The 25,718-nt window shown below is 69.0% G+C and carries 20 protein-coding genes and 2 pseudogenes; 10 read left to right on the top strand and 12 right to left on the bottom strand.

Annotation, left to right across the window (positions count from 1 at the left end):
* The first annotated feature begins 513 nt into the window (after positions 1-513).
* Both P8A18_RS00110 and P8A18_RS00105 read left to right on the top strand, forming a co-directional pair.
* Positions 514-1,014, top strand: a complete 501-nt coding sequence (locus tag P8A18_RS00110; protein WP_306050466.1) for a DUF6232 family protein — start codon at positions 514-516, stop codon at positions 1,012-1,014.
* Positions 1,011-1,361, top strand: a complete 351-nt coding sequence (locus P8A18_RS00105; protein ID WP_306050463.1) for a hypothetical protein — start codon at positions 1,011-1,013, stop codon at positions 1,359-1,361. The genes P8A18_RS00110 and P8A18_RS00105 overlap by 4 nt, the downstream gene beginning before the upstream one ends.
* A 147-nt stretch (positions 1,362-1,508) precedes the next feature.
* Here P8A18_RS00105 and P8A18_RS00100 read toward each other — a convergent pair whose 3' ends face one another.
* Both P8A18_RS00100 and P8A18_RS00095 read right to left on the bottom strand, forming a co-directional pair.
* The gene (locus P8A18_RS00100; protein WP_306050461.1) at positions 1,509-1,901 is read right to left on the bottom strand and encodes a hypothetical protein; all 393 of its coding nucleotides are present in this window, start codon (positions 1,899-1,901) and stop codon (positions 1,509-1,511) included.
* 58 nt (positions 1,902-1,959) lie between these two features.
* Complete coding sequence (locus P8A18_RS00095; RefSeq protein WP_306050458.1) at positions 1,960-2,616, bottom strand: hypothetical protein; 657 nt, start codon at positions 2,614-2,616, stop codon at positions 1,960-1,962.
* A 341-nt stretch (positions 2,617-2,957) separates the two neighbouring features.
* On the opposite strand from P8A18_RS00095, the gene P8A18_RS00090 reads away from it, so the two are divergent.
* Complete coding sequence (locus tag P8A18_RS00090) at positions 2,958-3,629, top strand: ISAs1 family transposase (protein WP_371933748.1); 672 nt, start codon at positions 2,958-2,960, stop codon at positions 3,627-3,629.
* A 382-nt stretch (positions 3,630-4,011) separates the two neighbouring features.
* Here the strand turns inward: P8A18_RS00090 and P8A18_RS00085 are convergent, their stop codons facing one another.
* A complete protein-coding gene (locus P8A18_RS00085; RefSeq protein ID WP_306050454.1) occupies positions 4,012-4,485 on the bottom strand; it encodes a DUF3223 domain-containing protein in 474 nt (157 codons plus the stop codon).
* Between the two features lie 218 nt (positions 4,486-4,703).
* Entirely contained in the window at positions 4,704-5,579 is an 876-nt protein-coding gene (locus P8A18_RS00080; protein ID WP_306050451.1) for an IS3 family transposase, read from the bottom strand.
* Positions 5,580-6,267: 688 nt separating this feature from the next.
* Here P8A18_RS00080 and P8A18_RS00075 point away from each other — a divergent pair.
* On the top strand, positions 6,268-6,489 hold the full coding sequence (locus P8A18_RS00075; RefSeq protein ID WP_306050448.1) for a hypothetical protein: 222 nt from the start codon (positions 6,268-6,270) through the stop codon (positions 6,487-6,489).
* Positions 6,490-6,838: 349 nt separating this feature from the next.
* Here P8A18_RS00075 and P8A18_RS00070 read toward each other — a convergent pair whose 3' ends face one another.
* Complete coding sequence (locus P8A18_RS00070) at positions 6,839-8,191, bottom strand: tetratricopeptide repeat protein (protein WP_306050445.1); 1,353 nt, start codon at positions 8,189-8,191, stop codon at positions 6,839-6,841.
* Positions 8,192-8,604: 413 nt separating this feature from the next.
* Between P8A18_RS00070 and P8A18_RS00065 the strand changes: the two genes are divergently transcribed.
* Both P8A18_RS00065 and P8A18_RS00060 read left to right on the top strand, forming a co-directional pair.
* Entirely contained in the window at positions 8,605-8,757 is a 153-nt protein-coding gene (locus tag P8A18_RS00065) for a hypothetical protein (RefSeq protein ID WP_306050443.1), read from the top strand.
* Positions 8,758-9,020: 263 nt separating this feature from the next.
* Positions 9,021-9,976 (top strand): annotated as a pseudogene (locus P8A18_RS00060) (IS481 family transposase).
* Here the strand turns inward: P8A18_RS00060 and P8A18_RS00055 are convergent.
* The 7 genes from P8A18_RS00055 to P8A18_RS00025 all read right to left on the bottom strand — a co-directional run bounded on the left by P8A18_RS00055 (position 9,973) and on the right by P8A18_RS00025 (position 20,118).
* Entirely contained in the window at positions 9,973-10,821 is an 849-nt protein-coding gene (locus P8A18_RS00055) for a ParB/RepB/Spo0J family partition protein (RefSeq protein ID WP_306050440.1), read from the bottom strand. The pseudogene P8A18_RS00060 and the gene P8A18_RS00055 sit on opposite strands and share 4 nt — an antisense overlap.
* Positions 10,822-11,388: 567 nt before the next feature.
* Positions 11,389-11,979 (bottom strand): hypothetical protein, encoded by a 591-nt coding sequence (locus P8A18_RS00050; protein ID WP_306050437.1) that lies wholly within the window; start codon positions 11,977-11,979, stop codon positions 11,389-11,391.
* 44 nt (positions 11,980-12,023) lie between these two features.
* The gene (locus P8A18_RS00045; protein ID WP_306050434.1) at positions 12,024-14,165 is read right to left on the bottom strand and encodes a KAP family P-loop NTPase fold protein; all 2,142 of its coding nucleotides are present in this window, start codon (positions 14,163-14,165) and stop codon (positions 12,024-12,026) included.
* Positions 14,166-14,644: 479 nt separating this feature from the next.
* Positions 14,645-15,613, bottom strand: a complete 969-nt coding sequence (locus P8A18_RS00040) for a TniB family NTP-binding protein (RefSeq protein WP_371933747.1) — start codon at positions 15,611-15,613, stop codon at positions 14,645-14,647.
* A gap of 74 nt (positions 15,614-15,687) precedes the next feature.
* The gene (locus P8A18_RS00035; protein WP_306050429.1) at positions 15,688-17,802 is read right to left on the bottom strand and encodes a TnsB C-terminal domain-containing protein; all 2,115 of its coding nucleotides are present in this window, start codon (positions 17,800-17,802) and stop codon (positions 15,688-15,690) included.
* A complete protein-coding gene (locus tag P8A18_RS00030; protein ID WP_306050426.1) occupies positions 17,799-18,557 on the bottom strand; it encodes a TnsA-like heteromeric transposase endonuclease subunit in 759 nt (252 codons plus the stop codon). Before P8A18_RS00030 ends, P8A18_RS00035 begins: the two co-directional genes overlap by 4 nt.
* Before the next feature lie 163 nt (positions 18,558-18,720).
* Positions 18,721-20,118: a TniQ family protein gene (locus P8A18_RS00025; RefSeq protein WP_306050423.1), complete on the bottom strand. Its 1,398-nt coding sequence runs from the start codon at positions 20,116-20,118 to the stop codon at positions 18,721-18,723.
* A gap of 247 nt (positions 20,119-20,365) precedes the next feature.
* Here P8A18_RS00025 and mblB point away from each other — a divergent pair, with 247 nt between their 5' ends.
* From mblB to P8A18_RS00005, 4 genes and pseudogenes are all read left to right on the top strand, one after another.
* Positions 20,366-21,670 (top strand): anti-phage 6A-MBL system MBL-fold protein, encoded by a 1,305-nt coding sequence (gene mblB, locus P8A18_RS00020; protein WP_306050420.1) that lies wholly within the window; start codon positions 20,366-20,368, stop codon positions 21,668-21,670.
* Entirely contained in the window at positions 21,667-24,204 is a 2,538-nt protein-coding gene (cap2-3, locus tag P8A18_RS00015; RefSeq protein WP_306050417.1) for an anti-phage 6A-MBL system cap2_3 protein, read from the top strand. Before mblB ends, cap2-3 begins: the two co-directional genes overlap by 4 nt.
* On the top strand, positions 24,201-25,301 hold the full coding sequence (locus P8A18_RS00010) for a patatin-like phospholipase family protein (RefSeq protein ID WP_306050414.1): 1,101 nt from the start codon (positions 24,201-24,203) through the stop codon (positions 25,299-25,301). Before cap2-3 ends, P8A18_RS00010 begins: the two co-directional genes overlap by 4 nt.
* Position 25,302: 1 nt before the next feature.
* Positions 25,303-25,718 (top strand): annotated as a pseudogene (locus P8A18_RS00005) (transcriptional regulator); the annotation flags it as partial.

Here is a 25,718-nt window from a genome sequence, read left to right as displayed (position 1 = left end):
AGGGGTGAGCAGAGGTGACCTCTGGATGCCAGCACCTGAACAGCAGGTCGCGTGGCGGTCCGCAGGTGGAAGGTCCGCCATGGCTCGTGGAGGGCAGTTCCTTCCGGAAGAGTGCGGGAACGACGCGGTCGAGTGGGTGTTATTCCAGCCGGAGAGGCCGGTCGCGGACATCGCCCGGATGCTGGCGGGCACAAGGCAGAACTCGCCATCTGGATGGAACGCGAACTCGACCGGTACCTTTTCCGACTCCCCGGCCGGGCGGGCTGCGGCCGCTACGGGATTCGGACACCGCCAACGACGAGTGACGATGACATTGGCCGTATCTCGTCTGCCGCCCCCCGACCCCGCACAGGCTTAATGATGCTCCCGCGCCATGCACTGCGCGGGCGGTCGTGACGACAGCACGGGGGGACCATGGATCACACAGGCGGCATCGGCGTACCACCACCTCCCGAGCCCCCGTCACAGCCTCCGCCCTGGCCCCCGTCTCAGCCGCCTCCGCAGGTCCCGCCGATGCCACTGCCTCCCCGCAAGGGAAAACCGCTGGAACTCCGGGTCCAGCGACAGATCCTCTGGGTGGGGTCGGCGGCGGTGCCGTTGCGCAATGTCAGCTGGGTCGAAGTGTTCAGGCTGAAGCCCGCCTGGGGCAAGGCCGGCGTCTACTTCCTGCTGTTGGTGATCCTCGCTTTCTTGATCTCCGCCCGGCTCGACTCCACGGACGGGGGCGGCTCCGCCCCGGGCGTCCTGATCCTGTTCACCCTGGCCATTGTCTGCGCTGTCCTGTTCTGGTCGAGGAAGCCGGTACTGGTCGTCGAACTGAACAGCGGTTCCAGGGTGGTCCTGACCCTGCCGACCATGGATGAACTACGGGCAATCGCCGGGCAGATCGTGTACGCGATCGACCACCCGGAATACGAATTCTCCGCCGTCCTCGAGCAGTACAACACGACGAACAACTTCGGTTCCGTCGTCAACATGAACGGCGGCAGGGGAAATACAGGGATCAAACTATGAGCGACACATCGAACTACTACGGCGACGTCGTCAACGTGAACGGCGGCGAAAACGTCATCGGCATCAACCACGGCACCGTCGTCCACAACGACCACACCGCCCAGGACATCGAACTCCAAGCCGCGGTCACAGACCTCACCCGCCTCCTCGACGACCTGCGCCCGAACCTCACCCCGGGCCAGGCCCAAACCGTGGAGAACGCGCTGCCCGCGCTCACTCCCGACCGGTCCGCCCTGCGCGAGCGCGGCATGATCCTGGCGTCCGTCTCGCAGATCGCGGCGACCGTGGGAGAGGTGGGCAGGCCCGTGATGGAGGCGCTGGGGCGGCTGCTCGCGCTGCTGAGCTGACGGATCTTCCCCGGTGGATACGGTCTGGCCCCCACCGCAGGCAGTACAACGAGCCCGGACCTTGAGGCAGGGCGTCGCCACGACGATCGAGTTCCTCCGCAGCTTCCGCTGGGGCCAGTCGCATCGGGGGAGCGGTCGTTACGGTTTTCAGGGGATGCGGGTTGCGCGTTCCGTGCCGGTGACGCGACAGTCGCCGCTCGCGTGCGTCAGGTGAACGACAACGGCTGTGCTGGTCTGGTTGTTGACGGTTGTCACGAGGGCCGTGTTGTCACTGGACAGCTTCGATGATTTGGCCTTCCAGGCTTGTGACGCCCCGTACTTGTCGTCCGGAATGGGGTTGGCCTTGGCCTCCTCCATCGCACTCTTCATGGTCTCCTCCACTTCGCGAACTTCATGAAGCAGATGCGCATCAAGGACAAGGATGCGTACTGGCTGGATACGCGCATGGATGACGGCGGCACCTGCCGTTACGGTGTCGGCGGCGGTCAGCCCGTGATCTGCGAATTCGTCGCGCAGTAACACCCCGGCGCCAACACGCATCGGCCCACACCCTGACCGTCAGGGTGTGGGCCGAAGCCGTTGTGCGGGCGCGTGCGGCTCAAGGAGTGAGGAGGTGGACGGCGGGGAGATTCCCGGCCTGAGCGGCATCCTGGTCGATGCTCAGCCCCGTGTACGCGCCCAGCGCGGTGAACACCAGGGTGGGCAGGCGCGTGCCGTGCTGTTCGTAGTAGGCGGTCACCTCGTCGGCGGTGGCGTCGGGGATGGAGGGGAAGACGGCACCGGCGGCGGTGAGCGCCGCGTCCAGCGCCGACTCGTGGCCGGTGGTGGTGCCGAACTCTGCGCGCCGTATCACCTCGTCGCCTTCGACGTGCAGGATCGCGGCGGGCGGGCTGTACAGGTTCCGGCTGGCGCACAGGATCTCTTCACCCGGGCCGGGCCTCATCGAGGGGACGCGGCGGAAGCCGGTTGCCCAGGTCGCGGCGTGGTCGTTCTCCAGCACGTACGTCCACTCACCCTCGCTGCCGTACATCGCGTAGGCGTAGCGGGTGGGGTCGTGGCCGGGCGGGGTGGGCTGGCTACGCAGTTCGGCCAGCGGGGTGCGGGCGGCGAGCTGATCGAGGTCGGCCCCGAGGTTGATGAGGAGCTCGTCAGCGTCGATGCCTCGGGCGAGTGTGAGGGAGATGCCGCCGCGCATTCCGGGGACGGGCGTGGCGGTGTGGGCGTGGGCGCCTATCCAGGTGAGGCCGTTGGTCATGGAAGGGGGGTCCGTTCGCTGGTGAGGGCAGGGTCTTTGAGGAGTGCCAAGGTGGGCTGGTTTCACCTGTTGAGCGCGGGAGGTGACGGCTCGTCGACTTCAGCCGGCAGCGACCCTGGACGCGGAACAGGCATGGCCGCTGGTGATCATGTGGGTGTCGAGTCCGTATGAGCACCGAGCGAGTCCATGCCTGCGCACCCATCTTTCCGCATGCCGTCATGCCTCCGGCAACTGGGGGACTCCGTCCCGCCCCGTTGGAGACAGTCGCTGGCCTGCGGAGATATCTGGCCACGGCCCCTGCCCCGCGGGCCCGTCGCGGCATCCGCTAACCCTGGGCGACCCTGGCCGCCGCCGTCCTGGCCGGCGCCGCCTCGATCACGGCGATCGGCGAGTGGATCGCCGACGCTCCGCAGAGCGTCCTTGCCCTGCTCGGGTTCCGCCCCGACCCGCCGACCGGACTGATCCGCCCGCCCCACGCCACCGCCGTCCGCCTCGTCCTCGTTGCCGCGGATGGCGACGCCCTCGAACGCGCCATCGGCGACTTCCTCCAGGCACGCAAGGCCCCGGCCCCATCCTCGGGACGGAAGACGATCGCTGCCGACGGGAAGACACTCCGCGGTTCCCGCACCGCAAGGCGCACGGCCACCGCTTTGATCGCCGCGATGACCCACAGCGGTGAGGTCCTCGCCCAACGACAGATCGACGGGAAAAACAACGAGATCCCGGCCTTCGTCCCGCTCCTGGACGGCATCGACCCGACCGATGCCCTCATCACCGCCGATGTCCTGCACACCCAGCACGACCACGCCGCCTACCTCCACGAACGCGGGGCTCACTGCCTGGCCGTCGTCAAGCGGAACCATCCCGGACTGCACGAGCGCATCCGCCGCCTTCCCTGGCGCGAGATCCGCCGCCTGAAGACCGCCGCCTTCGCCCACACGACTACTACCCGCACGCCCGCCAGGCCCTCCAAGCCGTGCGCTGGAGACGCAATCTGGGCACGGGCAAGCTGACGATTGAGCGGATCCACCTGGTCACGAGTCTGCCGCCCGGCGCGGCCGACGGCAGCGAACTCACGGCCTGGATCCGCGGCCACCGGCGCATCGAGAACCAACTCCACCACGTCCGTGACCGGACCGTCCACGAGGACGCCTCGCACATCCGCACCCGGCACCTACCCCGCGTCATTGCCGGCCTGCGTAACCTCGCCATCGGCGTCCACCGCCAAGACGGCCACACCAACATCGCCGCTGCCCTCCGCCGAACCGCCCGCGACCACCTGTGGCCCCCTCACCGCCCTCGGCCTGGCATGACGAACCCGGACACAAGATCACTTCTCAAAGACCCTGTTCCTCAACGTGTCTCCGGTCCGGACTTGGGCCGGAGACAGGTCGATCAGCGCTTGGCCGAGGCGATGATGATGCCGATGACGGCGGTCCGGCCGGTGAACAGGGCCAGCCTCCGCGCCGTCTCTGCTGTCAGGTCGACGGCATCGAAGCCGTCGGCGGATTGGACGAACTTCATCGCGATGTCGTGGAAGCGCGGGCCGCGGAAGTAGGAGACGTGCGTTTCGTCGGGGGCCAGAGGCTGGCCGCTCTCGTCGGACACGAGCGTGTGGGACGCCTTGCGGGACTCGTAGCAGGTGTTGACCTGCGGCTGGATCTCGGTGCGCATCGCGGCCGGCACGCGCCGCCGGTGGGTGGGTGCGTCCAGGCACTTCTGGTACGAGAAGGCGACTTTGCTGCCGTCGACCAGGACCGCTTCCGGGCCTTTGCTGTGACCACGTGGGGTGGGGATGATCCGGAACGGGTCCACCCCCGGACCGACCTCCGCCGCCGCGTTGGGGTGCATGTCCAGCAGGTCCCGCAACAGCAGGTCGTCGTCCTCTTCCTGTCGGGCCTACTTCGTCGCGTAGCAGCGCGGGCCGATCCAGACCTCGGGCACGATGGGCTCCTCTGCCAAGCGGGTGACGGGAGCGCTCACGCTAGAGCACGTTCCCCGGTCCGGACGGAGCTTCGCTCTTGCTGTCAGCCTGCCGGGGGCAGGGAGCCGATTGATGATTCCCCGTGATCTTGGACACTTGTTCGTTATGCCGCGAGGGTGTGTTGATGCCGCTGCCTGGTCTCGGCCGGGGTGAGGTAGCCGAAGGGCTTGTGCTTGCGTAGGCGGCGGCGGTTGTAGAAGGTCTCGATGAAGGTGAAGACCTCTGCGCGGGCGGTGGCCCGGTCGGGCCAGGTCCGGGTTCCGATCTCTGCCTTGAGCAGGTCCCAGAAACTCTCCGCCGCGGCGTTGCCGAAACATGATCCGGTGCGTCCGCAGCTCTGCTGCCGCGTCCCCAACTCCCGTATTCGATCTATGAATTGTGCCGATGTGTACTCGCTGCCGCGATCGCTGTGGATCACGCATTTGGGCTCCAGCCCGCCTCGGCCGTAGGCCATGGCGAGGGCGTCGACGACGAGCTCGGCGCGATGATGATCGGCCATCGCATAGCCGACGACCTCGCGGGTGGCCAGGTCCAGCCAGCAGACGAGGCAGAGCCAGCCCTCGGCCGTCGGGAGATGTGCGATGTCGCCGACCAACTCGATCCCGGGACGCTCGGCGTGGAAGTCGCGGCCGATCAGGTCCGGGGCCGGCCTCGCCTTCACGTCCGGCCGGGTCAGCGAGCGGTGCTTGCGGCGGGTGACGCCACGGATGTCGCGCTCACGCATGACACGGGCGATGCGCTTGCGGTTCACCCGGTGCCCCAGACGCCGCAGCTCGGCGTGGATACGCGGAACGCCGTAGGCGCGACGGGAGGCGGTGTGGAGCACGGTGATCTCGTGGGCGAGCGCGTCGTCGGCCGCCCGGCGAGCCTGGCGGGCGGCCTCGCCCTCGCGCCAGGCGTAGTAGGAGGAGGAGCGGGCCGCGTGCAGCACCCGGCACAACAGCACGATCGGGTAGTTCGCCTTCTCCGTTCTCCGCATGGATCAACCGGTACAACATGGTCACCGGTCGCTCTCTCAATCGCGTCCCGCTTGAACTCCTCGGTGTACCGGTTCGTGTGCTTGCTTCCCACCTGGTGCTACTTCCTCTGGAACCTCAGGTCGCGGTCTCCAGGTGTCCATGATCAAGGGGAAGCTTCAGTATGGTGCTTGCCCGTTTTCCCGTACACACGCCATCTGTGTGCACAATTACTTCACATTTTCCATGCCATCAACGCGGTGTGTGGTGGCATGGTTGATCGGCTGGCGAGCGCCATGCCAGTACGTCTGCTTTGGGGGATTTTTCATGCGTGTCCGCGCCGCTGCCGCTTCTGCAGTCATCGTTCTGCTCGCACTGTTGGGTTCAGCGGCCTGCTCGGCCTCTTCGGGTGACGCTCCGTCATCCCGCGGTTCGGAGTCCGTGAAGGAGGAGGTCAAGCAGGAACAGGTCTCGCGGAATGAGCCCGCAGTCGATCCTTCTAGGTGCGCGGTTCCTGCCGACGAGATGCCGGAGGAATGCGAGGTCCACCCATCCTTCGCGGTGACCCAAGAGGGGGTCCCGGCCGAGGGGATGCCGACACCGGCGCCCAGCAACTAGGACATGGCGGGAGGGTCGAGTCATGGGTCCCCGCCCTGCCCCTTCACCCCGCTCGCCCCACCCCGCCGAACGCGCCGCACCTTCGCCCAGACCGTGCAGCTCCTCGAACTCTTCGTCCACCGGGGAGGCCGCGCCGCCACCGCCCGCGAAGCGATCACCGTGGACGGCGAGAAGGTGCAGATCGGCCTGTGGCTGGCCAAGGCCCGTACGAAGAAGCGTGCGGGCCGGCTGCCCGTCGAGCACGACCATCTGCTCGCACTCCTCTTCGAGGGCAACTGGGCCGACGACACAGTTCAGCCCGTCGCCCTGGCGTAGCCCGATGACACCGCACCGTCGTCCAAGGAACTTCCTGCACCCAAGCCCCCGCCGCAGTGGCCCCCGTCCGGAGATCCGAGGACGCCGCTCTACGAGTGCTCGGGCCGGCCCCGGCCATGCCACGCCTCCATGCCGCGACCGAGGGCATCATGGGATGCGGAGCCCGTCCGCAGCCCTTCGCACGCCGGGGCCGCACCGCTGGCCGCCTCAGACGGACGGGCCCCAGCCGGACTCTCACGAGGCAGCACCCCACATGACTGAGTGCCCAGCCGCTGGCTGCCGTCAACCGCATGGACGCCTCCTCGGTCGGCGAATGACGGGCCATCGTTGCCCGTACTTGGGCAGGGCTTCAGAACGGTGGCTCTTCGGACCACAGGTGTGTCGTTGGCACGACCGGTGGCGGGGTCTTGTGGAGGAGAGTGGTCAGGGCCTCCTCAACGCGGCCGAGGTCGACGAGGTAGCCAGCGAGGTCGTGGCTGTTCCTACGGTCGTGCTGTCGGAGAACGGCGACGGCTTCTTCAATGCGCCCGGCACCGGCGAAGAGGTGTGCAATGTGTTCCGCCGCGTACCAGGTGTTGCCTTCGGGGTGAGCCCGGGCCCGTTTAACCGCCTCGTCGATCCCACTGCAGGCGGCGATCAGCGGCAATCGCATCCAGTACAGCTCCCACTCGCCCTCACCCCCGCGCTGGGCGTCGAGGGCGTCGAGGTGGGCCAGGCCGTCGGCGGGACGATCCTGTCCCAGGCACAGCTCGGACAGGGCGTGGAGAATCCAGTCGTCGTTGGGGTGGGCGTCGGCCTGGGCGCGCATCACGGCGATCGCGTCTGCGCCCCGTCCGTTTCGGGTCAGGAGCTGCGCGAGCTCGTAGGCCGCGTTCGGGTCCCGGGCCGCTGGGCCGTCGGCCTGCCCGTATACGGCGATCGCGCCCTTCACGTCGCTGTCCTCCTCCAGCAGCTCCGCCAGCTGCTGTACGGCCTCCCCATGTCCGTCCAGCGCGGCGTAGGCGCGCAGTTCCTCGATCCGGCCGTGCCGCGCCAACAGGCCGGCGAGTTGGTCTCGGCCGTTGACCGAGGTGATTTGTCGGCGGCGGAGCAGAGCGATGGCCTCAACGATGTGGCCCTGGCGCTCGCGGATCGTCGCGAGCAGGCCGAGCGCCGTGTCGGGATCAAGGCCGCGGCAGCACCATGGGCCGTCGCAGCAGTGGTCGGCCCGAATCCGGGCGGCGAGCAGCGCGACCGCCTCCTCGTCGCGGCCGGCAACGGAGGCGACGTCGACCAAGGTGGTGGCGAGCACCCAGTCGTCGACGTGCGGCACGAGCAGGTTGAACGCCTCCTCGGCGCGGCCGTGCCGGGCAAGCAATCTCGCGTAGGCCTCCAAGGCCATCGGGTGCCCGGCTTCCATACGGATCCGGGTGACGTCGATCGCCTCGTCGATGCGGCCCCAGCCCTCCAGCAACTCGGCCGCGGCAACAACAGCCGTCCACCAGCCCGTTGCCACGTACGGGGCGAGCGCCTCCCACGCGTCGGCCTCTCGACCCTGACCACTCAGCACCCGAGCCCACGCCAGCGCGCAGAACCACTCCCCGCGTCCGGCCTGCAACTCCACCACGTCGTCATGGCCTCGCTCGAGCAGCCGCGAGACCAGCTCCGGCGGGATGCAGCCGGACCTCGTCCGGGCGCGGTAGTCAAGATCAGTAGCGTCCACGGCCAAGGACCATAGCGTTCGCCCTGAGCCAGGCCGACACCACCGCCAGGTTCGAACCCAGCACAGATGGAATGAACCTCATCCCGTTGTACCCCCGGCAGCATTGTGGCGGCTTCGCTGGTTCGGTGCCCGGCCGATCTGCTCGGCGACGCCTTGGACCTCCTTCTAGTCGTAGGCGGTGCGCACACCGGAGAAGCTGTAGCCGGCGTGCCGGGCGAGCTCCTCCAGCCGAGGGCAGCCTCCTCATGCACCGGGACTTCACCAGGGCCTGCTGCGAGGACTTCACTGCTCTCTGCCTGGAACTGGCCCGCAGAGCCAGGACGGACAGCGCCCTGCACCTAACCGCGGCCATCGCCTCCAGCACAGGATCCGCCCCCCTGACAGCGGTCGTCTCCGAGTATGGCGGGGCTTTCATGAGCATCCCCGCCTATGCCCGCCGCCCGCACCGCATCCAGCCCGTCACCGCGGTCCTGCCCCCGACATCCAGCGACACGGCACTGGATGAGGCCACCCACGACCTCTTCACCGACCTGATGAACCAGTTCGGCCTCGACCCGCAGCTCTGAGACACTCCACCCGTACGCGAAGGCAGAGACACCCATGTGCCAAGAGACCTCGATCTACCGACGCATGGTCTGACTCCGGCGGTGGGAAACTTGCGAGTTCAGGCGTGGAAAACCGCCGTTCATGGACGCGGTGGACCGCTAGGTGTTCTGTCCTGGGAGGTTGTGGACGGGTGAGGTAGGTCTCGGCTGAGGGATCTTGAATGGGTGAAGGCCTTCCGGGTTCGGTGTGGATTGCGACATCTGCACCGACCAGAAAGGCCCTCGTGGTCCACCGTAATGCACCCCTGACCGAGACCGGCCGTCTGCGTCTGGCCCGCTTGCGTCGTCGAGGACAACTGGCCCCTGCGGCGGGCCGCCGAACGCTTTCAGGTCTCACCGACCACGGCCCGGCGATGGGCCGACCGCTACCGCCGGTCCGGCGAAGCCGGCATGACCGACCGCTACTCCCGTCCGCACACCAGCCCTCGGCGGACCCCGACCCGCACCGAACGCCGGATCATCAAGGTCCGGGTCCTGCGCCGGTGGGGACCGGCCCGCATCGCGCACCTGCTCGGGCTGGTGCCCTCCACCCTCCACCGCGTCCTGACCCGCTACCGCCTGGCCCGCCTCACCCACCTGGACCGGGCCACCGGCCGTGTCATACGCCGCTACGAACGTGACCGGCCGGGCGAACTCGTCCACGTCGACATCAAGAAGCTCGGCAACATCCCCGACGGCGGCGGCCACAAGGCCCTCGGCCGGCAAGCAGGCCGCAAGACCCGCTCGAACGCCGGCCACAGCTACATTCACACCGCCGTCGACGACCACTCCCGCCTCGCCTACAGCGAGATCCACACGGACGAGAAGAATGGAGACCGCCACCGCGTTCCGGACCCGCGCCCAGACGTTCTACGCGGCCCACGGGATCACCGCCGAACGGGTCCTGACCGACAACGGCGCCTGCTACAAGTCACACGCCTGGCGCGACCTCCTGGCAGCGGCCGGGATCACCCACAAGCGAACCCGGCCCTACCGGCCACAGACCAACGGCAAGGTCGAACGCCTCAACCGCACCCTGCTCGACGAATGGGCCTACGTCCGCCCCTACCACTCAGAGCAGGAACGACGCGACGCCTTCCCCAGCTGGCTGCACACCTACAATCACCACCGCGGACACACCGCGCTGAAAGGCCAACCACCCGCCAGCCGCGTCCCCAACCTCACAGGGCAATACAGCTAGTGCTCGTCTTCACACGGGTGGTCTCCCCAGTCCAAGGAACCGCGGGAGCGGTCGACCACAAGCTCTCCATGATTGAGGGTGTACGGGGGTGCTGCCACCTCCGGATCGGCCATGATGATCACTTGGACCCGCCCCAAGACGTTCATGTCGATGGCCTCCTCGGCGCCGAGGAGCACTTGGTCGTGGTAGGCGGCGTAGTGCCGGGCCGCGCCCGGGCGCCGGTCCAGAGCGAAGCGGGCCGCACGGAGTTCTGCTTCGGTGAGTTCACCGGCTTCGCGGCGGCGCCGGCAGCTGCGGCACAGGTGGATCAGATGCCAGGGGTTGGGGGCCTCCGGCCTCAGGCCGGTCTTACGGAGGAACGCCGGGGTCCTTCCCGCGGCGGGGTCCTCCAGGGCGACGATGTCGTGGGGCTGAGGGAGCTGCCGGGTCGGGTGGGACATAGAGCACTCCGGGCTGAGCGCGAACAGCAGCCTCCGAGTGGCGTCGGACATGCGAGGCGGCTCCCCCTGGGCGGCAAGCGCCTCCTCCTCGCGCTTGGCCTGATACCACAGCCGTTCGAACCGACGGAGGGCCTTCTCGATACCAGTCGCCTGGCTGATGCCCACCCCCCAGTCGCGGACCTGCAAAGTCAGCCAGTCGACGATCGCCATCGTCAGACGCTGTTCGGGCACCTTCGCCAGCCGGAACGCATTGTGGACCCCACTGGGGCTCTTGCCGATCGCCTCGGCCAACTCCCGGACACTGGGCAGCCCGGCCCGGCGATGCAACAGGTGAAGCTCCTGGTTGAGATCTCGGCGAGCACCGGATGGCAGATCCGGCCGTTCGATAACTCCGAGGCGTCCCATGTCGCCCTTGCCCTTCTCTCGTGCGGATTCGTTGTGTCAGCGGGCTGCGGGGTTACGTCGAGTGCGAGCGGTGCGACGACGGCGCCATTCGAGCCGGACCCGCCGGGCACCCCAGACAGCCAGTGCGACGAGGAGCCCAGACGCGACGTTCTCAACGATGTTCATGGTGAAACCCTCCCAACGCCTGTGGGGCTAATGGACAGATCTGAACAGCGAACTCGCGACTCCCCCGATCGACACCAAGAGGCCCTGGGCGATCACACCCAGGGCCTCTCTGCACTCTGCGCTTGACCGCCCAGCTCAACGACCGACGGCAACCGGTGTCACGCCCACTCCATGCCGAGCTTCCGTAGCGCGTTGTCCAGGGGCGGTTTTTTTGATCAGTGGGTGGTGGGTCGGCCTGGGCTGATCAGTTTGGTCCGGGGTGTGGTGCGGGGTGGAACGATAGGGGGGTTGAAGAGCGGGAGTCCTTGGGCCGGGAGCTGGGCTGCGGGTTTGTCAGGTTCGGGGGTTGTTGGTCAGGTGGGGTCAGTCTCATTGCGTGTTGATCAGGTTCGTTGAGCGTTGTTATGTGGTCGTGTTGAGCCAGTACAGGGCGGTGTCCATGTCTCGTGCGGTCCAGTTGCGGATCGGGGCTGGAGCGTAGGCCAGGAGCTGGTCGATCGCTTCTATGTAGCGGCTGTAGCGGCCGGGTGCGTGGCTGAGGGTGATGCCTAGGGTGCGCAGCCCGCTGTGGGCTCGCCGGTCGTAGACGGCCATGCGGTCTGGCGCGGCTGCTGTGAGGACGGCGGAGGCGAGGGCGTCGCCGGTGCGGAAACCCGGTAGCGAGGCCAGGGCTGCTCTGCCGGCTTGTGCTGCCGAGCTGCGGCTGAGAGTGGTGTCCCGGGCGGCGATCGTGGCTGCGGCCGTTACGCGGCGTACGTCGGCGTCCGCGAGCGCCATGAGTTCGGCGGCCCAGGGCGTATCGGCTCTGAGCCGTTTCCACATCAGCAGTGCTCCGATGTCGGCTTTGCCGATGTCCCCGCTGACACACGCACGGTGGGTCACGTCTTGCAGTGTCTCGTCGTAGTACGGACTGACAGCGTCGGTGTAGGCCTGGCGGGCGGAGGAGAGGCGCTGCCATTGTTCGGGCGCGGGGGCGAAAGGGCTGTCTGTCACGGCTTGCTGCTCCGTCTTGCCGCAGGAGGTGGGTCGGGTGGTGGTCAGCCGTTGCTCGGGGCGTTGCCGCGGTGTTCGCGGAGTGCCTGGAGGATGCGCGTCCGGTGTTCGTCCTGGGAGTTGTCGGGGTTGGTTGCGGGGGCGTCGAGGAGTGGGCCGAGGTGGTTGTGCAGCGCTTCGAGGCCGATGAGCGCGTCGAGGCTTTGCAGGGTGTCGTGGTTGATGACGGGGAACAATGCCCGGTCGGGAGGGAGAAGTACGGCGACGAGGTCGAGCGTGGTCCATGCCTGGTCGAGCCGCTGGTTGATCCAGGTCCGGGCGGCCTCGGGTTTGGTGTGGCGCCATGCCCAGATGAGGGTGATCTCCCGCTCGGTGAGTTCGTCGACGGACCGGCTTGCGGAGGGGGCGAGGTGCCGTGCGATCTCGTGGCTAATCAGTGAGCGGGCCTCATCTATCCAGTCGAGGGTGGCTGCTGCCTGTGTGTGGTCTGGGCTGTCGGAGTCGTTCCGGGCGGTGACGCGTTGCAGAGTGCGAGCAGCCAGCACGGCTCCGTCAGGGGTCTCGGCCATGATCTTGAGGATCGCGGGCCGGTCGGGCTCGGCAAGGTCGGTCAGGAGGTCTTTTGCGAGGAAGTCCATGGCGCGGTCTGCGGTGAACAGGCCGAGAGCCCCTTGCGGGGCGGCGGTGAGGTGGCCGTATTGCGGGGCTGCGGCTTTGAGGAGCGCGGCCGCCGGTAGGGGAGTGCCGGCGGCGCGTTTGTAACCGATGCGGCGGGTGATGCGCTGGGTGTCGTCGCGCAGGCGCAGGAGCAATTCGTCCGCTTCGGTGCCTGGGGTGTTGTCGGCCAGTTGCTGCAGGGCGGTGTCGAGGGTGTGCTCGGGAAGGTCGTCGTCGGGGACGCCGAAGACCATGTACCGGTCGAAGTAGTCGATGCTGCCGATGCCGCGCCGCAGCGCGATGGCCTGAAGGTTGATGCCATGGCCGAGAGCCTGCCGGACTGGTGCGAACAGCATGCCCATCAGGCCGATCACGCCGTCCAGGTGCTGTTCGGCGACGCCGGCGCTCTGCAGCCTGATGCGCCAGCGGTCGATGCCCTGTTCGGGCCGCTCGTCGCGGTGCGAGGGCAGGTCCATGCTGGTGCCGGTGAGTTCGGCTCGGTGCTGCCACAGCAACTGGTAGGCGCGGGGCTCGCTGGTGCGCAGGAAGGTGACGAGCAGGAAGTCGACGATGTCGACGTTGCCGGTGAGCTGGCCGAGGGTGGCGTCCACCTGGCCGAAGAAGCGCTTGATGGCCCGCGGGGTACGCAACCGGGCCTGTAGGTACCGGTAGTAGGCCTCGGAGAGCCTTTCCTGATCGTTGGGTGTCAGGGTCAGGCTGTGCGAGGCGAGGACTGCGGAGAGGGAGCGGTTGACCAGGGTGTCGGCGTCGCGCTCGCGGAACGCGGGAAGGTCCATTCGGACCTGGATGATCTTTTCCATGAAGTCGCGTGCGCGGGGCTCGCTGTTGCCGACCAGCTCACTGCGTTGCAGGACGTCCAGCAGGGTCCGTTCGTCGAAGCTGATCAGGTAGTACACCCCTGGGAGGTGGCCTACCAGGCGTACCAGCTTGAAGACGACGAGGAGCTCTTCGGGGGTGAGGCGGTCCAGGTCGTCCATGACGACGAGGACAGGGTGGCCCGCTTTGCGCAGGGCGTCCTCGGCTTTGTGTTTGGCGGCGGATGCGCTCGTGTCGCCGCTGATGCGGTTGCTGACCTCCTGGATCAGTCCCTCCGAGTCCAGGCCGAAGAGAGCGGTGACCTTCCCCAGAGGACTGATGGCCTTGCCGAATCCGCCGATCTTCTCTCGCGCCTCGGACCACCGTCCGTCATTCGGGAGGGCTTCGCGGATCTCGCTGAACAGTGCCAGCGTCAACGACTCCAGGTCGGAGTACAGCCATGGGTTGAGTTCCGCGACCAGCCAGCCGTCATCGTTGGCTGTCTCCCGTAGACGGCGTGTCACCTTGCCCAGGACGCTGGACTTGCCTGAGCCCCAGGGGCCGATCAGCGCGAGGACTCCGGTTTCGGTCTGGGCTCGTACCCGGTCCAGCAGGCTGATCACATGCTGGGCGTACTGTCCGTGCCCGAGAAGGTCAGGTCCTTCCTCGTGGTCGAGGAAGGGCTCGTCGTTGAAGAAGTGCGCGTCGGCCATCTGTTCATTGTCGGGGCAGGCCTCGGCTCGGGTACGGGCGTTAGCGAATCAGGTTGGGGGCGATGCCGATGCTGACCAGGAGGTGCTGTTGGTGGGGGTGGAGGAGGGGCCAGGCGCGGCGTTGTCGGTCGAGCCAGTGGCGGGCTGCTGGGTGGCGGGGGTGGGTGTGGGCTTGGTGGTAGGTGCGTTGCCACAGGATGGGCCAGGGCGGGTTCCACCAGGGGTCGATCGCGGCGAGTGCCTGCTGGGTGGGTAACGCTGGGAGGGGGGCTTGTTGGTGTGAAGCGAGGTAGCTGGTCTGGGGTGTTGCTGTTTCGCTGAGAGGTGGAATTGGCGGCTCGGGCAGGTGGGTGGGGGTTTCTGAGCTGGAGTTATGTGTTCTGTGCTGAGTGGGGCTGGGTGTGTTGTAGGTAGTTCTGGCGTGTAAAGGCCCGGTTGGTGTTTGTGCTGGTCAGGGCTGTTCTGTTTGCTCGGTGGGCTTATCGGCCTCGGCGGGGGCGGTGTTGGGTTTCGGCGAGGTGGTCGAGGCGGATGGTGTCGAGGGTGGTTTTGGTGATGCGTTCGGTGCCGTCGCTGATGGCGGTGATGGCGGCTTGGCGGATGAGTCGGGTGAGGGATCCGATGCGGCCTGCGGTGCGCTGGTGGAGGTAGGGGGCTTGGCGGGGGAGGGTGCCGGGTTTGTGCTGCTGGAGGTCGAGGGCGTTCTCGATGTCGGTGATGACCTCGCGGAAGGGTTCACGCTTGCCGTGGCGGGCGGGGAGGGGGCCGCAGTCGACGAGGGTGGCGCGTCCGGCGAGTTGGGCGCCTCTCACGCCGGTGAACAGGGGTGTGTCGGTGACGTTGATGCCGGCGTAGACGAACGTCGCTGGAAGGCGTTCGCTCAGGTCTTTGATCAGGTCGGCGGTTTGGGCGCCGGTGGTGGTGCGGGGGTTGAGGCGGTGGATCTCGTCGATCATCACCAGCTGGACACCGGCCTGGGTGTAGGTGTGGCAGACGGCTTCGGTGATCTGGGTCTGGGTCATGCGCGTGGCCACGGGGATGCCGAGGTAGCGGGCGAATTCGGTGATGAGGGTTTTCGCGGTGGCGCCGGGCGGGACCAGAACATACGCGACGGGTACCGCGGCGTGCGCTGATCCGGGTGGTGGCGGGTTTTTGCGGGTGTGGGCGAGGTGGCAGGTACGCCCGACGTTCAGGAGCGCGGTGGTTTTCCCGGCTGCGGCGGGTCCGGTGACGATGAGGGAGGGCCGTGCGGTGGTCTGCTGGTGGCGGCCGAGGATCATCAGGGTGCGGACCTGGGTGGCCAGGGTGTGGATGGCGGGGGTGCGGATGGTGACGAAGCTGGAGTGGTAGGCGAGGCGTTCCTCTGTGCTGCGGGGCGGGTCACCTGGCCGGGGAGGGGCGACGGGGTCGGTGGTGGCGAAGCGGTGCCAGCCCTGCCAGGTGGTCAGCGGCCAGGACAATTCGGCCTCGCCGCTGTCGCCGGGACCGCCTGATGTGCTGTTCGCGTTTGGCGGGCTCGGGTTCACCACTTGTCGGCTTCCTCGTGTGCGTTGTAGAGCCCGAATCCGGTGGCCGGGGCGGGGCTGACGTCGTCGTCGGGCAGGCCGTCGAGGTCGTCGATGCTGTCGTCGTTACCTTCGGTGGCTTGCTGCGCCGGGCTGTCGGTGGGTGCTTCGGTGTCGTGGCCCCCATCTCGGGCTGCGGGGAGAGAGAGGTGAGCGGTGCGGGCCAGGAGTGCCCGTTCCGTTGTGGTGGCGTGACCGCTGTGGACGCGGCGCATGAGCTGGTCGAGGGCATCGGCAAGGCCGGCTTCGTACTGCTCGGCGTCACCGTGGTTGCCGTCAACCGCCTGGGTGCGGATGTGCTGCCAAGTGCGTTCGTCGAAGGGCCGGTGGACGTGGTCGCGGTGGATCCACGGGATCTCGGTGAGTTCGCCGTCGGGAAGGCGGACCCAGATCTGGCGCACGTCGTGGGGGTTGTAGTGGATCTCCCATTTCCCGCCGCGGCCGGCGACGGGGGATGCCTGGCCGCGGTGCGGGGCGAGGAGGTCCGCGTCGTAGGTGCGGTGGTGGATGGTGATGCCGCCGGGGGTGATGGCCTGCCAGCGCACGGGGAGCAGTTCGAGGTAGTCGCGCCCGGTCAGCGGGACGGGGACGTATCCGGCGACGGCGACGAGCGCGGCCCACATCTCGTTCGGGGTAAGGGCCTTCCTGGGCATCATCGGGTGGCGCAGCCCTTCGTGGGGCCGGTGGTGGTAGTGCACCAGCCACTCATCGAGGAGGTCCTGGAGCTGGGTGACGCTGTAGCAGGTGTCTTTCTCGGTGTCGGGGCCGCGGCGGGTGACGTTGGATCCGGTGTAGCCGGGCAGGTGCTGGCAGAACAGGGCGTTGATGGAGCCGAAGGTGCGCTCGACGATGCCCTTCGCGGTGGGGGCGCGGGGCGGGGCGGGCTGGACGCTGATGCCGAGGCTTTCGCAGGCGGCGGTGAAAGCCCGGGAGACGTAGACCTTGCCCCGGTCGACGACGATCGTCTCGGGCAGGACGACCGGCCGGGCCGCCGCACCGGCCAGCCGCTCGTCCAGCGTGGCCAGCCGCTGGTGGGGGAGTGCGCGGGCGTGGCCCATGCGCAGGATGTCTGGCCAGGTTGGCCTGGCCGGGTGCGGGACGGCTATCTCCGCGAGCAGCAGGGCCGCGTCGACGGCTTTGGTCGCGCTCGGGCACAGCACGGCGGCGAGGATGGCGCGGGTGGCGACGTCGACGGCGATGGTCAGCTCGGGCCGGGCCAGGCGCCCGTCGTCGAAGAGGGCCAGGACATCCAGGCGGGTGGTGTCGATCTGGACCTGCTCGCCCGGCCGCAGCGCCGTGGCAGGGGTGAAGGCCCGCCCCTCGACACTCGCGGGCACCTGGCGGACCGGACCGCTGGGCAGTTCGCCGGGGCGGGCGAGGGAGGTGACGAGCCGGTACAGCGTGGCCTGGGACGGCACGGGCACCGTACCGGGGCCATGCTGATCTTCGAGGATCTGGTTGATGAGCGGGAACAGGCCGTTGATGGTGCCTTTGGAGCGCCCGCGCCGGCGGCGCAGCGCTTCACGGACGGCGGCGACGACCCGTTCGTCGGAACGCCCGGTGGGGCTGGAGGCACGGGTGGTGCGGTGGTCCAGGAGCCCCCACAGTCCCTGTTTGCGGTAGGCCAGGCGCATGCGCTGCACCGTGGTGCGCGAGACACGGCTGAAGCCGAGCGCGGTCAGCTCTTCGGCTTTGGCCTGTTCCCGCTCGGCCAGCGTGTGCCGTGCGGGGTCGTACTGCTCCCGCACCGCTCCAGCGCTGCCGGGCCCGTCGGCAAGGCCGCATTCGATTTCTCTCACGTGCCGCTGCCAGGCCATGGCCTTCTCCCGCGCCGCGGCGGGGGCGGTCTCGAACAGCCCCCACTGCGGGGCCGCCTGCGGTACATCGGCCCCGATGACGCTGAAGCCGGGGTCGGCGAACAGGTACCCGGCGAGCACCGCCTCACCGCCGCCGTCCGGGCCGACGAGATGGATCACCTGCCCGGACAGGGCGACGACCTGCCACTTCACACCGCGGAACCGGACCTGCGCCCCGACCTTCACCAATGGCCGGGCGTTGTGCCGCGCGGTCACCGGGCCCCTCCCGCCGTGACCGGGCCATTCCAGCCCGCAGGACCGACCAGGACGCGTTCATGCAGTGGCGCCTCCAGGTCTGCCGTCGCCCGCCCGTGCCACAGGGCGTGGAAGACCGCCGGCAGGACCTCGATCGGGTCGCCGGCCGCTTCGACGCCCTCGATCAGCGGCCGCGGCCGCGCGAACGCCTCCACCACCGCGGGCGTCAGGCCGGGGCGGCCCGCGTTGCGGGGGTGGCGGTAGCCAGCCAGCCACTTCAGATTGGCGGCCAGGACGTCGTCGAGCGGCGCAAGACGCCGGTAGGTCCAGCCGATCTCCTCACACGCCGCGCTCACCTCTTCGGCGGCCTTCACCGCGCGGTCGCCGCCGGCCTCCGGGTGGCTGGGGCAGTCGGCCAGCAGACCCGTGCCGTCGCGGTACCGGGCGAACAGCTGCGGTACCCAGGAACGCACCCGGCCCCGCTCCTCGCGCCACAGCAACCGCACCGGACGCCCCGCGAACCCGGTCACATCGGGGTCGCGGTCCAGGACCATCAGCTGGGTGCGCATCGCGTTCGACCCGGCCGCCACGTGCTGCCCGGTGGTCGCCGACCACCACAGACCCGGCCCCCAGCGGCGCCCCGGGATCACCGGGAACGCCGACACCGGCGGCAACTCCTCGAATCCCACGGTCATGGCGGCATCCGCCCACCGCTGCTGCACCGGCTGCCCCACCGGATCGAGGAACACCGCCTCGAACCCACTGCGACGATCCACGGCCGCTCGCCTCGCCCGGCCCCCGGGCCGGGCGGCCTCTCCTGTGCTGATCACCCGCGTCAGCCAAGCCGCTCCCGCTGACAGGTGCCGCTGTTTTCAGGGTTTCTGCCACAAACGAGTGCTGTATCAGCTAATAGCCGATGCGCCCGGTCCCACCTTGCTCTCAGCCGTCGTCTTCCTGCCCGCCTGCCGTCAGCATGCTCCTCAGTGTCCCGGGGGACATATCCGCCCACCGGGCCACCTCCTCCAACGGCACCCCGCCGTTCATTGCCGCCACCGCGGTCCGCTTCCAGGCCGCCTCGACCAGACCGGCACTGTGACCGAGGCCTTGCAGCAGCTGCCGGGCGACCTCGGCGGTCGGCCCGCTTTGCACGCCGCGCAGCTGCAGCAACTGCTCCTCGGCACTGCCGAGGAGACTGCTGATCCGCATCCGCTGCTCGGCCGGCACCACCGTCCGCCACATCGTCCCCGAGCCCGGCGCCCTTTTCTCCTTGCCCAGCACCCGCAACTGCCCCGCCATCGTCACCGGCTGATGCTCCCGGCGCAGCCACCAGGGGTCGTTGTCGTATCCGGGGGGCCCACCGGCCCCCCGGCGCAGCCGGATCACGCTGCCCATCCACGCGATCAGCGGACCGCCATGGTCCGCCGCAGCCAGCGGCCCCAGCCACTCCCGGCCCACACGCTCACCGAGCCGACGGCAGAACAACCCATCGACGGGCAGCACTCGCGGCTGCCCGGCACCGCTGTCCACCCACACCAGCCGGGCCATAGCCGGATCAAGCAACACATCGGCCACGGCCACCACCTCGGGAAAGACCACCGCGTCCCGCCCCACGATCCGCCACCACTCCAGATCACCCCCGGCATCACCGCCCGCGGCCTGACGCAACCGCCGCGGCCAGACCTTCTCCCGCTCCCACTGCAGGGCCTGCTCCCACCAGCGGGCCACCACCGCCTGCGCCAACGCGAACACCCGCTCCGGCTCGGCCCCCGCCCGCACCGCCCGCCGCGCCACCCCCACCCACCGCCGCTGCGCCGCGACCACCTCCGGCAGACGCCGCACGTCCAGATACTCGTGAGGCTGGTCGGCATCCGCATCAAGGAGCCACCGCCCGTGCCGGACACACACACGGTCCCACCGCGGGGCGTACAGCACCGCCCGCCCAGCCGTCCCCGTACGCCGGGCCGTGCACAGACGACAGCCGAACGCCACCGGCCCGGCAACCGCACCACCGATCCGCCACACCGCCGCCGGCTCCCCTGCATCCGCGGCCGGCAGCCTGGCATCCTCCCGCCCCCAGGACGGCAATGCCCGCGCCAGCACGTGTTCCTCGAGGCCGCACAGATCTGCCAGGAGCTGCCGTCCAGCCGCATTCAGCAGCACCTCGACGTCGGCCCGACAGGTCCCGCCCTCGTGCTTGGGCTGGTGGTTGCGCCAGCGCCAACTGGACCGCAGCGCCTTCGCTTCCAGTCCGTAGCGGCTGGCGATGCGGCAGATCAGCGACGAGGTCGTCTCCCTCGGTAAGGGAGCGGTCCGCAGTAGGCCAAGGTCATGGGTCACTCCGCCACGGTCTCGTATTCGCAGTCTCGGGCGGGTGCTTTCAGAACGGATGCCCAGCACATTAAGCGGAGCGGTTGGGAGAGACACCGGGTCGGCCCTAACACCTCGACGCCGCCAGCAGCGGCTGGGGAAGGCGCTGCGCTGCCTCATGGAGGCTGCGTTGTCAGTGGCGCGTGGTAGACCTGATTTGCAGTGAACTTGTCTGCTTTTACCGGTAGTTGATCAACATCGAGTGAAGAGGTACGACATGGTGGAGACGGAACTTCCCGGACAGGGGGTGGTGTTCTGGCCGGTGGGCACGGGGGACTCCACCACGATCGTGGTCGGCGACAACCTGGTCATGCAGGTGGACCTGCGGGACATGAAGGCCGCCGACGAGGACGATGCGGTGGTCGCCGCCATCATTGACCGCCTGGAGGAGACCCTCCCGCAGCCCGACGGCACGACGCCCTACCTGGCGGTTTTTGCCCTGACCCACGCCGACTCGGACCACTGCTGCGGCTTCGGCGACCTTCTGGAGAGCTCCATCCTGATCGGGGAGATCTGGGCGACACCTCGGCTGTGGCGCGAATTGTCCGAGGACAAGCCCATGTGCGAGGACGCACAGCGCTTCCAGGACGAGGTCGAGCGACGCGTGGACGCCACCCTCAAGGCTGTCAAGGACGGCAAGGAGCCGGACAGCGGGGACAGGGTGCGCATCATCGGCTATGACGAGGACCGCGAACTGCACTCCTACGCCGAACTGCCCGACGAGTACTTCACCTTCCCCGGCGACGTGATCACCAAGATCGACGGCCAGGACGTCGCGGACCGGTTCGAGGCGTTCGTCCACGCACCGTTCAAGGACCACTGCGCAGGCGACCGCAACGACACGTCCTTGGCCCTGCAGGTCCAGCTGAAGGCCAGTGACGGCACAGTCGGCCGACTGCTGTTCCTGGGCGACCTCGCCTACCCCATCATCAAGATGATCTTCGAGAACAGTGAAGCCGCAGGCAACTCGGACCGGGTGGGATGGGACGTGCTGCTCTCCCCGCACCACTGCTCGAAGAAGGCCATGTACGCCGAGGGCGAGGACGGCGAGGAGGAGCTCAAGCAGGACCTTCTCGACCTGCTCCAGGCGCATGCCAGTCCGGACGCCCGGGTGATCGCCAGCTCGTTGCCCTTCCGCGAGAAGGACGAGAAGGGCAACAACCCGCCGCACCTGCTGGCCCGGGACGCCTACGCATCGATCACCGACTACGAGGTGCTGTGCACGGGGGAGTACCCCTCCAAGGAGGAACCCCGTCCGGTGGTCTTCTCCCTGGAGTCGGGCCTGGGCCTCGAACTGGTGGACGTCGCCGACCTGGAGAACAAGGCCCGGATGCTGGAGGCCGCAGGCGGGGGACGCCGGCTACTGGCCACACTGGGTGCCTCCCGCTACCCGGCCGCAGCCTTCGCCACCGGTGCCGGCCTGCCGCACCCGCGAGGTACGGACGCCGCGCGCGCCGGTGTGCAGCAGGCCAGGGGCGACAAGGCCGAGCCCGCGGTACAGATCGGATTCGGTGCCGCGTGAAGGACAGCACCACCCTGGAACTCACCGAGGGCCAGCAACTCGCCCTCGAACAACTGCACCGGATCGTCCAGGCATCTCAAGGATCGGTGGCGGCCACCCACGTGGCCGCCACAGCCGACGGGTACGTCGAGGTCCGCGTCAGCGTCGGCTGCGCCAACCTGCCGCGCACCCAGGACGGCCTGCGGCTGCGCAGCGTCGAGGCGGTCACCCTGCGGATCCCCCCGGACTTTCCCTTCAGGGCTCCCAGCGTGCGGACCCGGCATACCCGCTTCGCCGGCACCCCGCACGTCAACTGGGGCCGCCACCTGTGCCTGTACCGCTCGACGGCGACCGAGTGGGATCCGGCCGACGGCATGTACGGGTTCATCACCCGCCTCCTGGACTGGTTCGAGGCGGCCGCCGCAGGACAACTGGACCGGCCCGGCGAACCCCTGCACCCCCCGAACGCCCTGACCGACCACACCGCGGGACTCCTCGTGATCCGCCACGACGCGCCCGTCGCACGACCGGACGGGCCGTGGCTGGGCGCCGCCGTACTGCACCAGGTCAACGACATCAGATGCGACGTCGTGGGCTGGCTCGCCGTCGAGGACCCCTGGCCCGACAGCCTGGAACAGTTGCGGGAGAGCGCTGCGCTGCCGGCTGGCGCCCGCGCCTTCCTCGCCCCCGTCGTCGTCACCACGAAGCACCTGACGTTCGAATACCCGCTCACCGCGCGCGAGCTGGTGGAGTTCATGGCCCGCGACCACATCACGCCGCGCCTGCTGCTGGGGCTGACGGGATTCGTCGCAGGCCACAACCGCACCCTGCTGTGCCCCGACGCCACCGTGTCGAGCGGGGACGACGAGGACACCCCAGCAGCGCCGGTGCACCTGCTGCTGGGCACCCCCTCGCGGGGTATCGCCGGCGACGGGCCGCGCCGGACGCACCTGGTGGCCTGGCACCTGCCCGACTTCGCCGATCAGGTCGGGCGCCTGGCCGCCGACACTGCCTTTAGCGGGCATGCGTACCTGGCCGAACTCGGCGACGAGGTCGTCCGGTTCGGCACCGACTGGCTCGATCGCCAGAGCACCCGGTGGATGCGCGTCTATGAAGCCCGGCCCGAGGTCACGGTCCGACGCGATCACGCCAGCCCCGCGGCCTGGCTGCGCGGCAAACGCATCCTCGTCCTGGGCGCGGGCGCCCTGGGAGCACCCGTCGCCGACATGTGCGCCCGCGCCGGAGCCGCGCACCTCACCGTCGTCGACCATGGACTCGTCCACCCCGGAATCCTGGCCCGTCAGCCCTATACGGACGCCGACATCGGCTTTTCCAAGGCGAGGGTCCTGGCCGACCGCCTCAACCGGATCGACCCCCACGCCACCCGTGTCGAAGCCTTCGTCGGCAACGTCACCACTCGGCTGTCCGCCCTCGACCTGCACACCTTCGATTTGATCTGGGACTGCACCGCCAACCGCATCGTCCGCGCCCACCTCGAACGCGCCCGCCGCACCGACACTGCCGCCTGGCCCCACCTGGCCACTCTGATGATCGGCCACCACGCCACCCGCGGCATTGCCGCCATCTCACCCCGCGGTGCCACCGGCGGTGGCACGGACGTTCTGCGGCGTACCGCGCTGGCCGCGCACGCCGATGCCACGCGCGCCTTCGACGACCTGATCGACGACTTCTTCCCCACTACACCCCCGACCGAGCTCTTCCAGCCCGAACCCGGCTGCTCGGACGCCACCTTCACCGGATCGGCCGCCGACGTCACCGCACTGGCCGGACAACTGGCGACCGGCGTCCTCCACGCCCTGGCCGAACCCGCCGACCGGCACACCATGGCCGTCCTCATCGTCCGCATGCCCACCGGCCCCACCAGCACCCAGCCGTCCGGGCCGCGCTGGCTGACCTGGCCCAACGACACCCTCGCCACGGACGAGGCCACCGGTTACGACGTGCGCATCACCCCCGCCGCACTGGCCGAGATGCGCGCGGAAGCCCGCCGCGGCGCCCGAGTGCGTGGCCCGCGCGTGGAAACCGGCGGCACCCTGCTCGGCGCCGTCGACGATGCCATCGGTGTGATCTTCATCGACGAGGCCACCGGCCCGCCCCCCGACTCCCTGCTGACCGAGGCCTACTTCCAACACGGCCTGGACGGCGTCGGCCGCCACCTCACCGCCCGCCGGAAGGCTACCGGCAACATCAGCCGCTTCCTGGGCATGTGGCACACCCACCCGCACACCGCTGCCCAGCCCAGCGCCACCGACCGCGCCGCCATGACCAGCCTCACCCTCCCGCTGGACGACGCCCCCGCCCGCGCCCTCGTCCTCATCGCCGGAGGACCACCCCCCGTCTGGAACCAGTGGCTCGCCACCGGGGACAGCCCCGACCTCTACGCCCACCTCGCCGCCCGCACCGCCTCGGTCACGGCCGAGCCGCCCCCGCCGCAACCACCCGCTCACCTCGGCCCCGCGCAGTGGTGGCCCGGCGGCTACTCCACCCACCCCCACAGTCCCGTCCCCGTCCCACGCAAGGGCTCCCGCTCATGACCCGCACCATCGGCCTCGCCCTATCCGGCGGCGGCTCCCGCGCCGCCGCCTTCCACCTCGGCTGCCTGCGCGCCCTGCACGACCGCGACCTCCTTGACCGCATCCGCGTCGTCTCCGGCATCTCAGGCGGCTCCCTCCTCGCCGCCCTATGGGCCTACGGCCCGAAAGAGTTCACCGACTTCGACGCCCGCACCACCGACCTGCTGCGCTCCGGCCTACAACTGGACATTGCACGCCAGGCATTCAAACCCTCTGCGGCCGCCCGCAACCTCACCGCAGTAGCCCGCGCAGGCACCCGCGGGCTGCTCACCCGCCACCGCGATGTCAGCGTCGCGCGCCCCGCCAACCGCACCGACGCCCTGGCCGCCGTCGTCGCCCACAAGGCGTTCGGCACCACCACCCTGGCCGACGTCACCCACCCCGGCCTCGACGTCGTCCTCACCGCCACCGACCTGGCCACCACCAACGCCGTCCGCTTCGGGAGCACCCGCAGCGGCTGCTCCCGCTACGGCACCATCACCGAACCCGTCCGCGTCGCCACCGCCGTCGCGGCCTCGGCCGCCTACCCCGCCCTCCTACCAGCCCTGGAACGCACCTTCACCTTCCAGCACCGCGACGGACACCACCAGCAGCACACCGTGCTGCTTACTGACGGCGGTGTCTACGACAACCTCGGGCTGTCCGTCTTCGAGCCGGGGCGCTCACCGCACTACACCCAGCACGTCTACGACGTCCCGTTCATCATCTCCTGCGACGCAGGCATGGGCGAACTCGCCGTCAAGGCGCCGCACTTCATGCTCGGGCGGCTCAGCCGCTCCTTCGCCACCGTCCACCGCAAGGCCCAGGACTCCACCCGCGCCCGCCTGCACGAGTGGGCCGCGAGCGGACGCATCGACGGTTTCGCCCTTGCCTATCTCGGAATGAAGGACGACCGCCTGCCCGCGCCGCCGGCCGACCTCGTTCCGCGCGGCGCGGTCGCCTCGTACCCGACCAACTTCGCCGCCATGGCCCGCAGCGACTTCGAGGCCATCACCACCCGCGGCGAACAGCTCATGCGCACCGTCCTGCCGATGTATCAGCGCACCATGGATCTTTGACGACAGCGACCGCGGCCTGGCCGCCCGCCTGCGCTACCTCACCAAGACCGACGCCAGATACGAGGCCATGGACCGCGCCGGGATCCACGTCTCCCCGCGCACACTGATCGCCTGGCTCGCCGAGGAACGCACCCCCAACAAGGCCAACCGCAACTGGCTCGACGCCGTGTACTGGGACCTGCGGCGCCGCAACGTGGCAACCGACCTCAAGCACCGCCTGAACAACGAGGGCCGCAGCACCCGGGTGGAGATCAACCCGGTCGACCAGTCCGGGGTCGAGCGCAGGCACCGGCGCGACGTGGCTAGCCGCAGCATCAACGTCCGCGGCGTATGGGACCGCGCGGTGGACGCCTGGCTAGCCGAGGACCTGGCCGAGCTCGACGTGATCTGGGATCAGATCATCGAAGACATCGGCTG

It is taken from the genome of Streptomyces sp. Mut1 (assembly GCF_030719295.1).
GTDB classification, from domain to species: domain Bacteria; phylum Actinomycetota; class Actinomycetes; order Streptomycetales; family Streptomycetaceae; genus Streptomyces; species Streptomyces castrisilvae.
The sequence above is the reverse complement of the archived record's forward strand: the minus strand, read 5'-3'. Positions and strand labels throughout refer to the sequence as shown.

Coding starts and splice junctions, on each gene's coding strand:
- P8A18_RS00110 (WP_306050466.1), top strand. CDS start 514: ATGCCACTGCCTCCCCGCAAGGGAAAACCGCTGGAACTCCGGGTCCAG.
- P8A18_RS00105 (WP_306050463.1), top strand. CDS start 1,011: ATGAGCGACACATCGAACTACTACGGCGACGTCGTCAACGTGAACGGC.
- P8A18_RS00100 (WP_306050461.1), bottom strand. CDS start 1,901: ATGCGTGTTGGCGCCGGGGTGTTACTGCGCGACGAATTCGCAGATCAC.
- P8A18_RS00095 (WP_306050458.1), bottom strand. CDS start 2,616: ATGACCAACGGCCTCACCTGGATAGGCGCCCACGCCCACACCGCCACG.
- P8A18_RS00080 (WP_306050451.1), bottom strand. CDS start 5,579: ATGCGGAGAACGGAGAAGGCGAACTACCCGATCGTGCTGTTGTGCCGG.
- P8A18_RS00065 (WP_306050443.1), top strand. CDS start 8,605: ATGAGCATCCCCGCCTATGCCCGCCGCCCGCACCGCATCCAGCCCGTC.
- P8A18_RS00055 (WP_306050440.1), bottom strand. CDS start 10,821: ATGGGACGCCTCGGAGTTATCGAACGGCCGGATCTGCCATCCGGTGCT.
- P8A18_RS00045 (WP_306050434.1), bottom strand. CDS start 14,165: ATGGCCGACGCGCACTTCTTCAACGACGAGCCCTTCCTCGACCACGAG.
- mblB (WP_306050420.1), top strand. CDS start 20,366: ATGGTGGAGACGGAACTTCCCGGACAGGGGGTGGTGTTCTGGCCGGTG.
- P8A18_RS00010 (WP_306050414.1), top strand. CDS start 24,201: ATGACCCGCACCATCGGCCTCGCCCTATCCGGCGGCGGCTCCCGCGCC.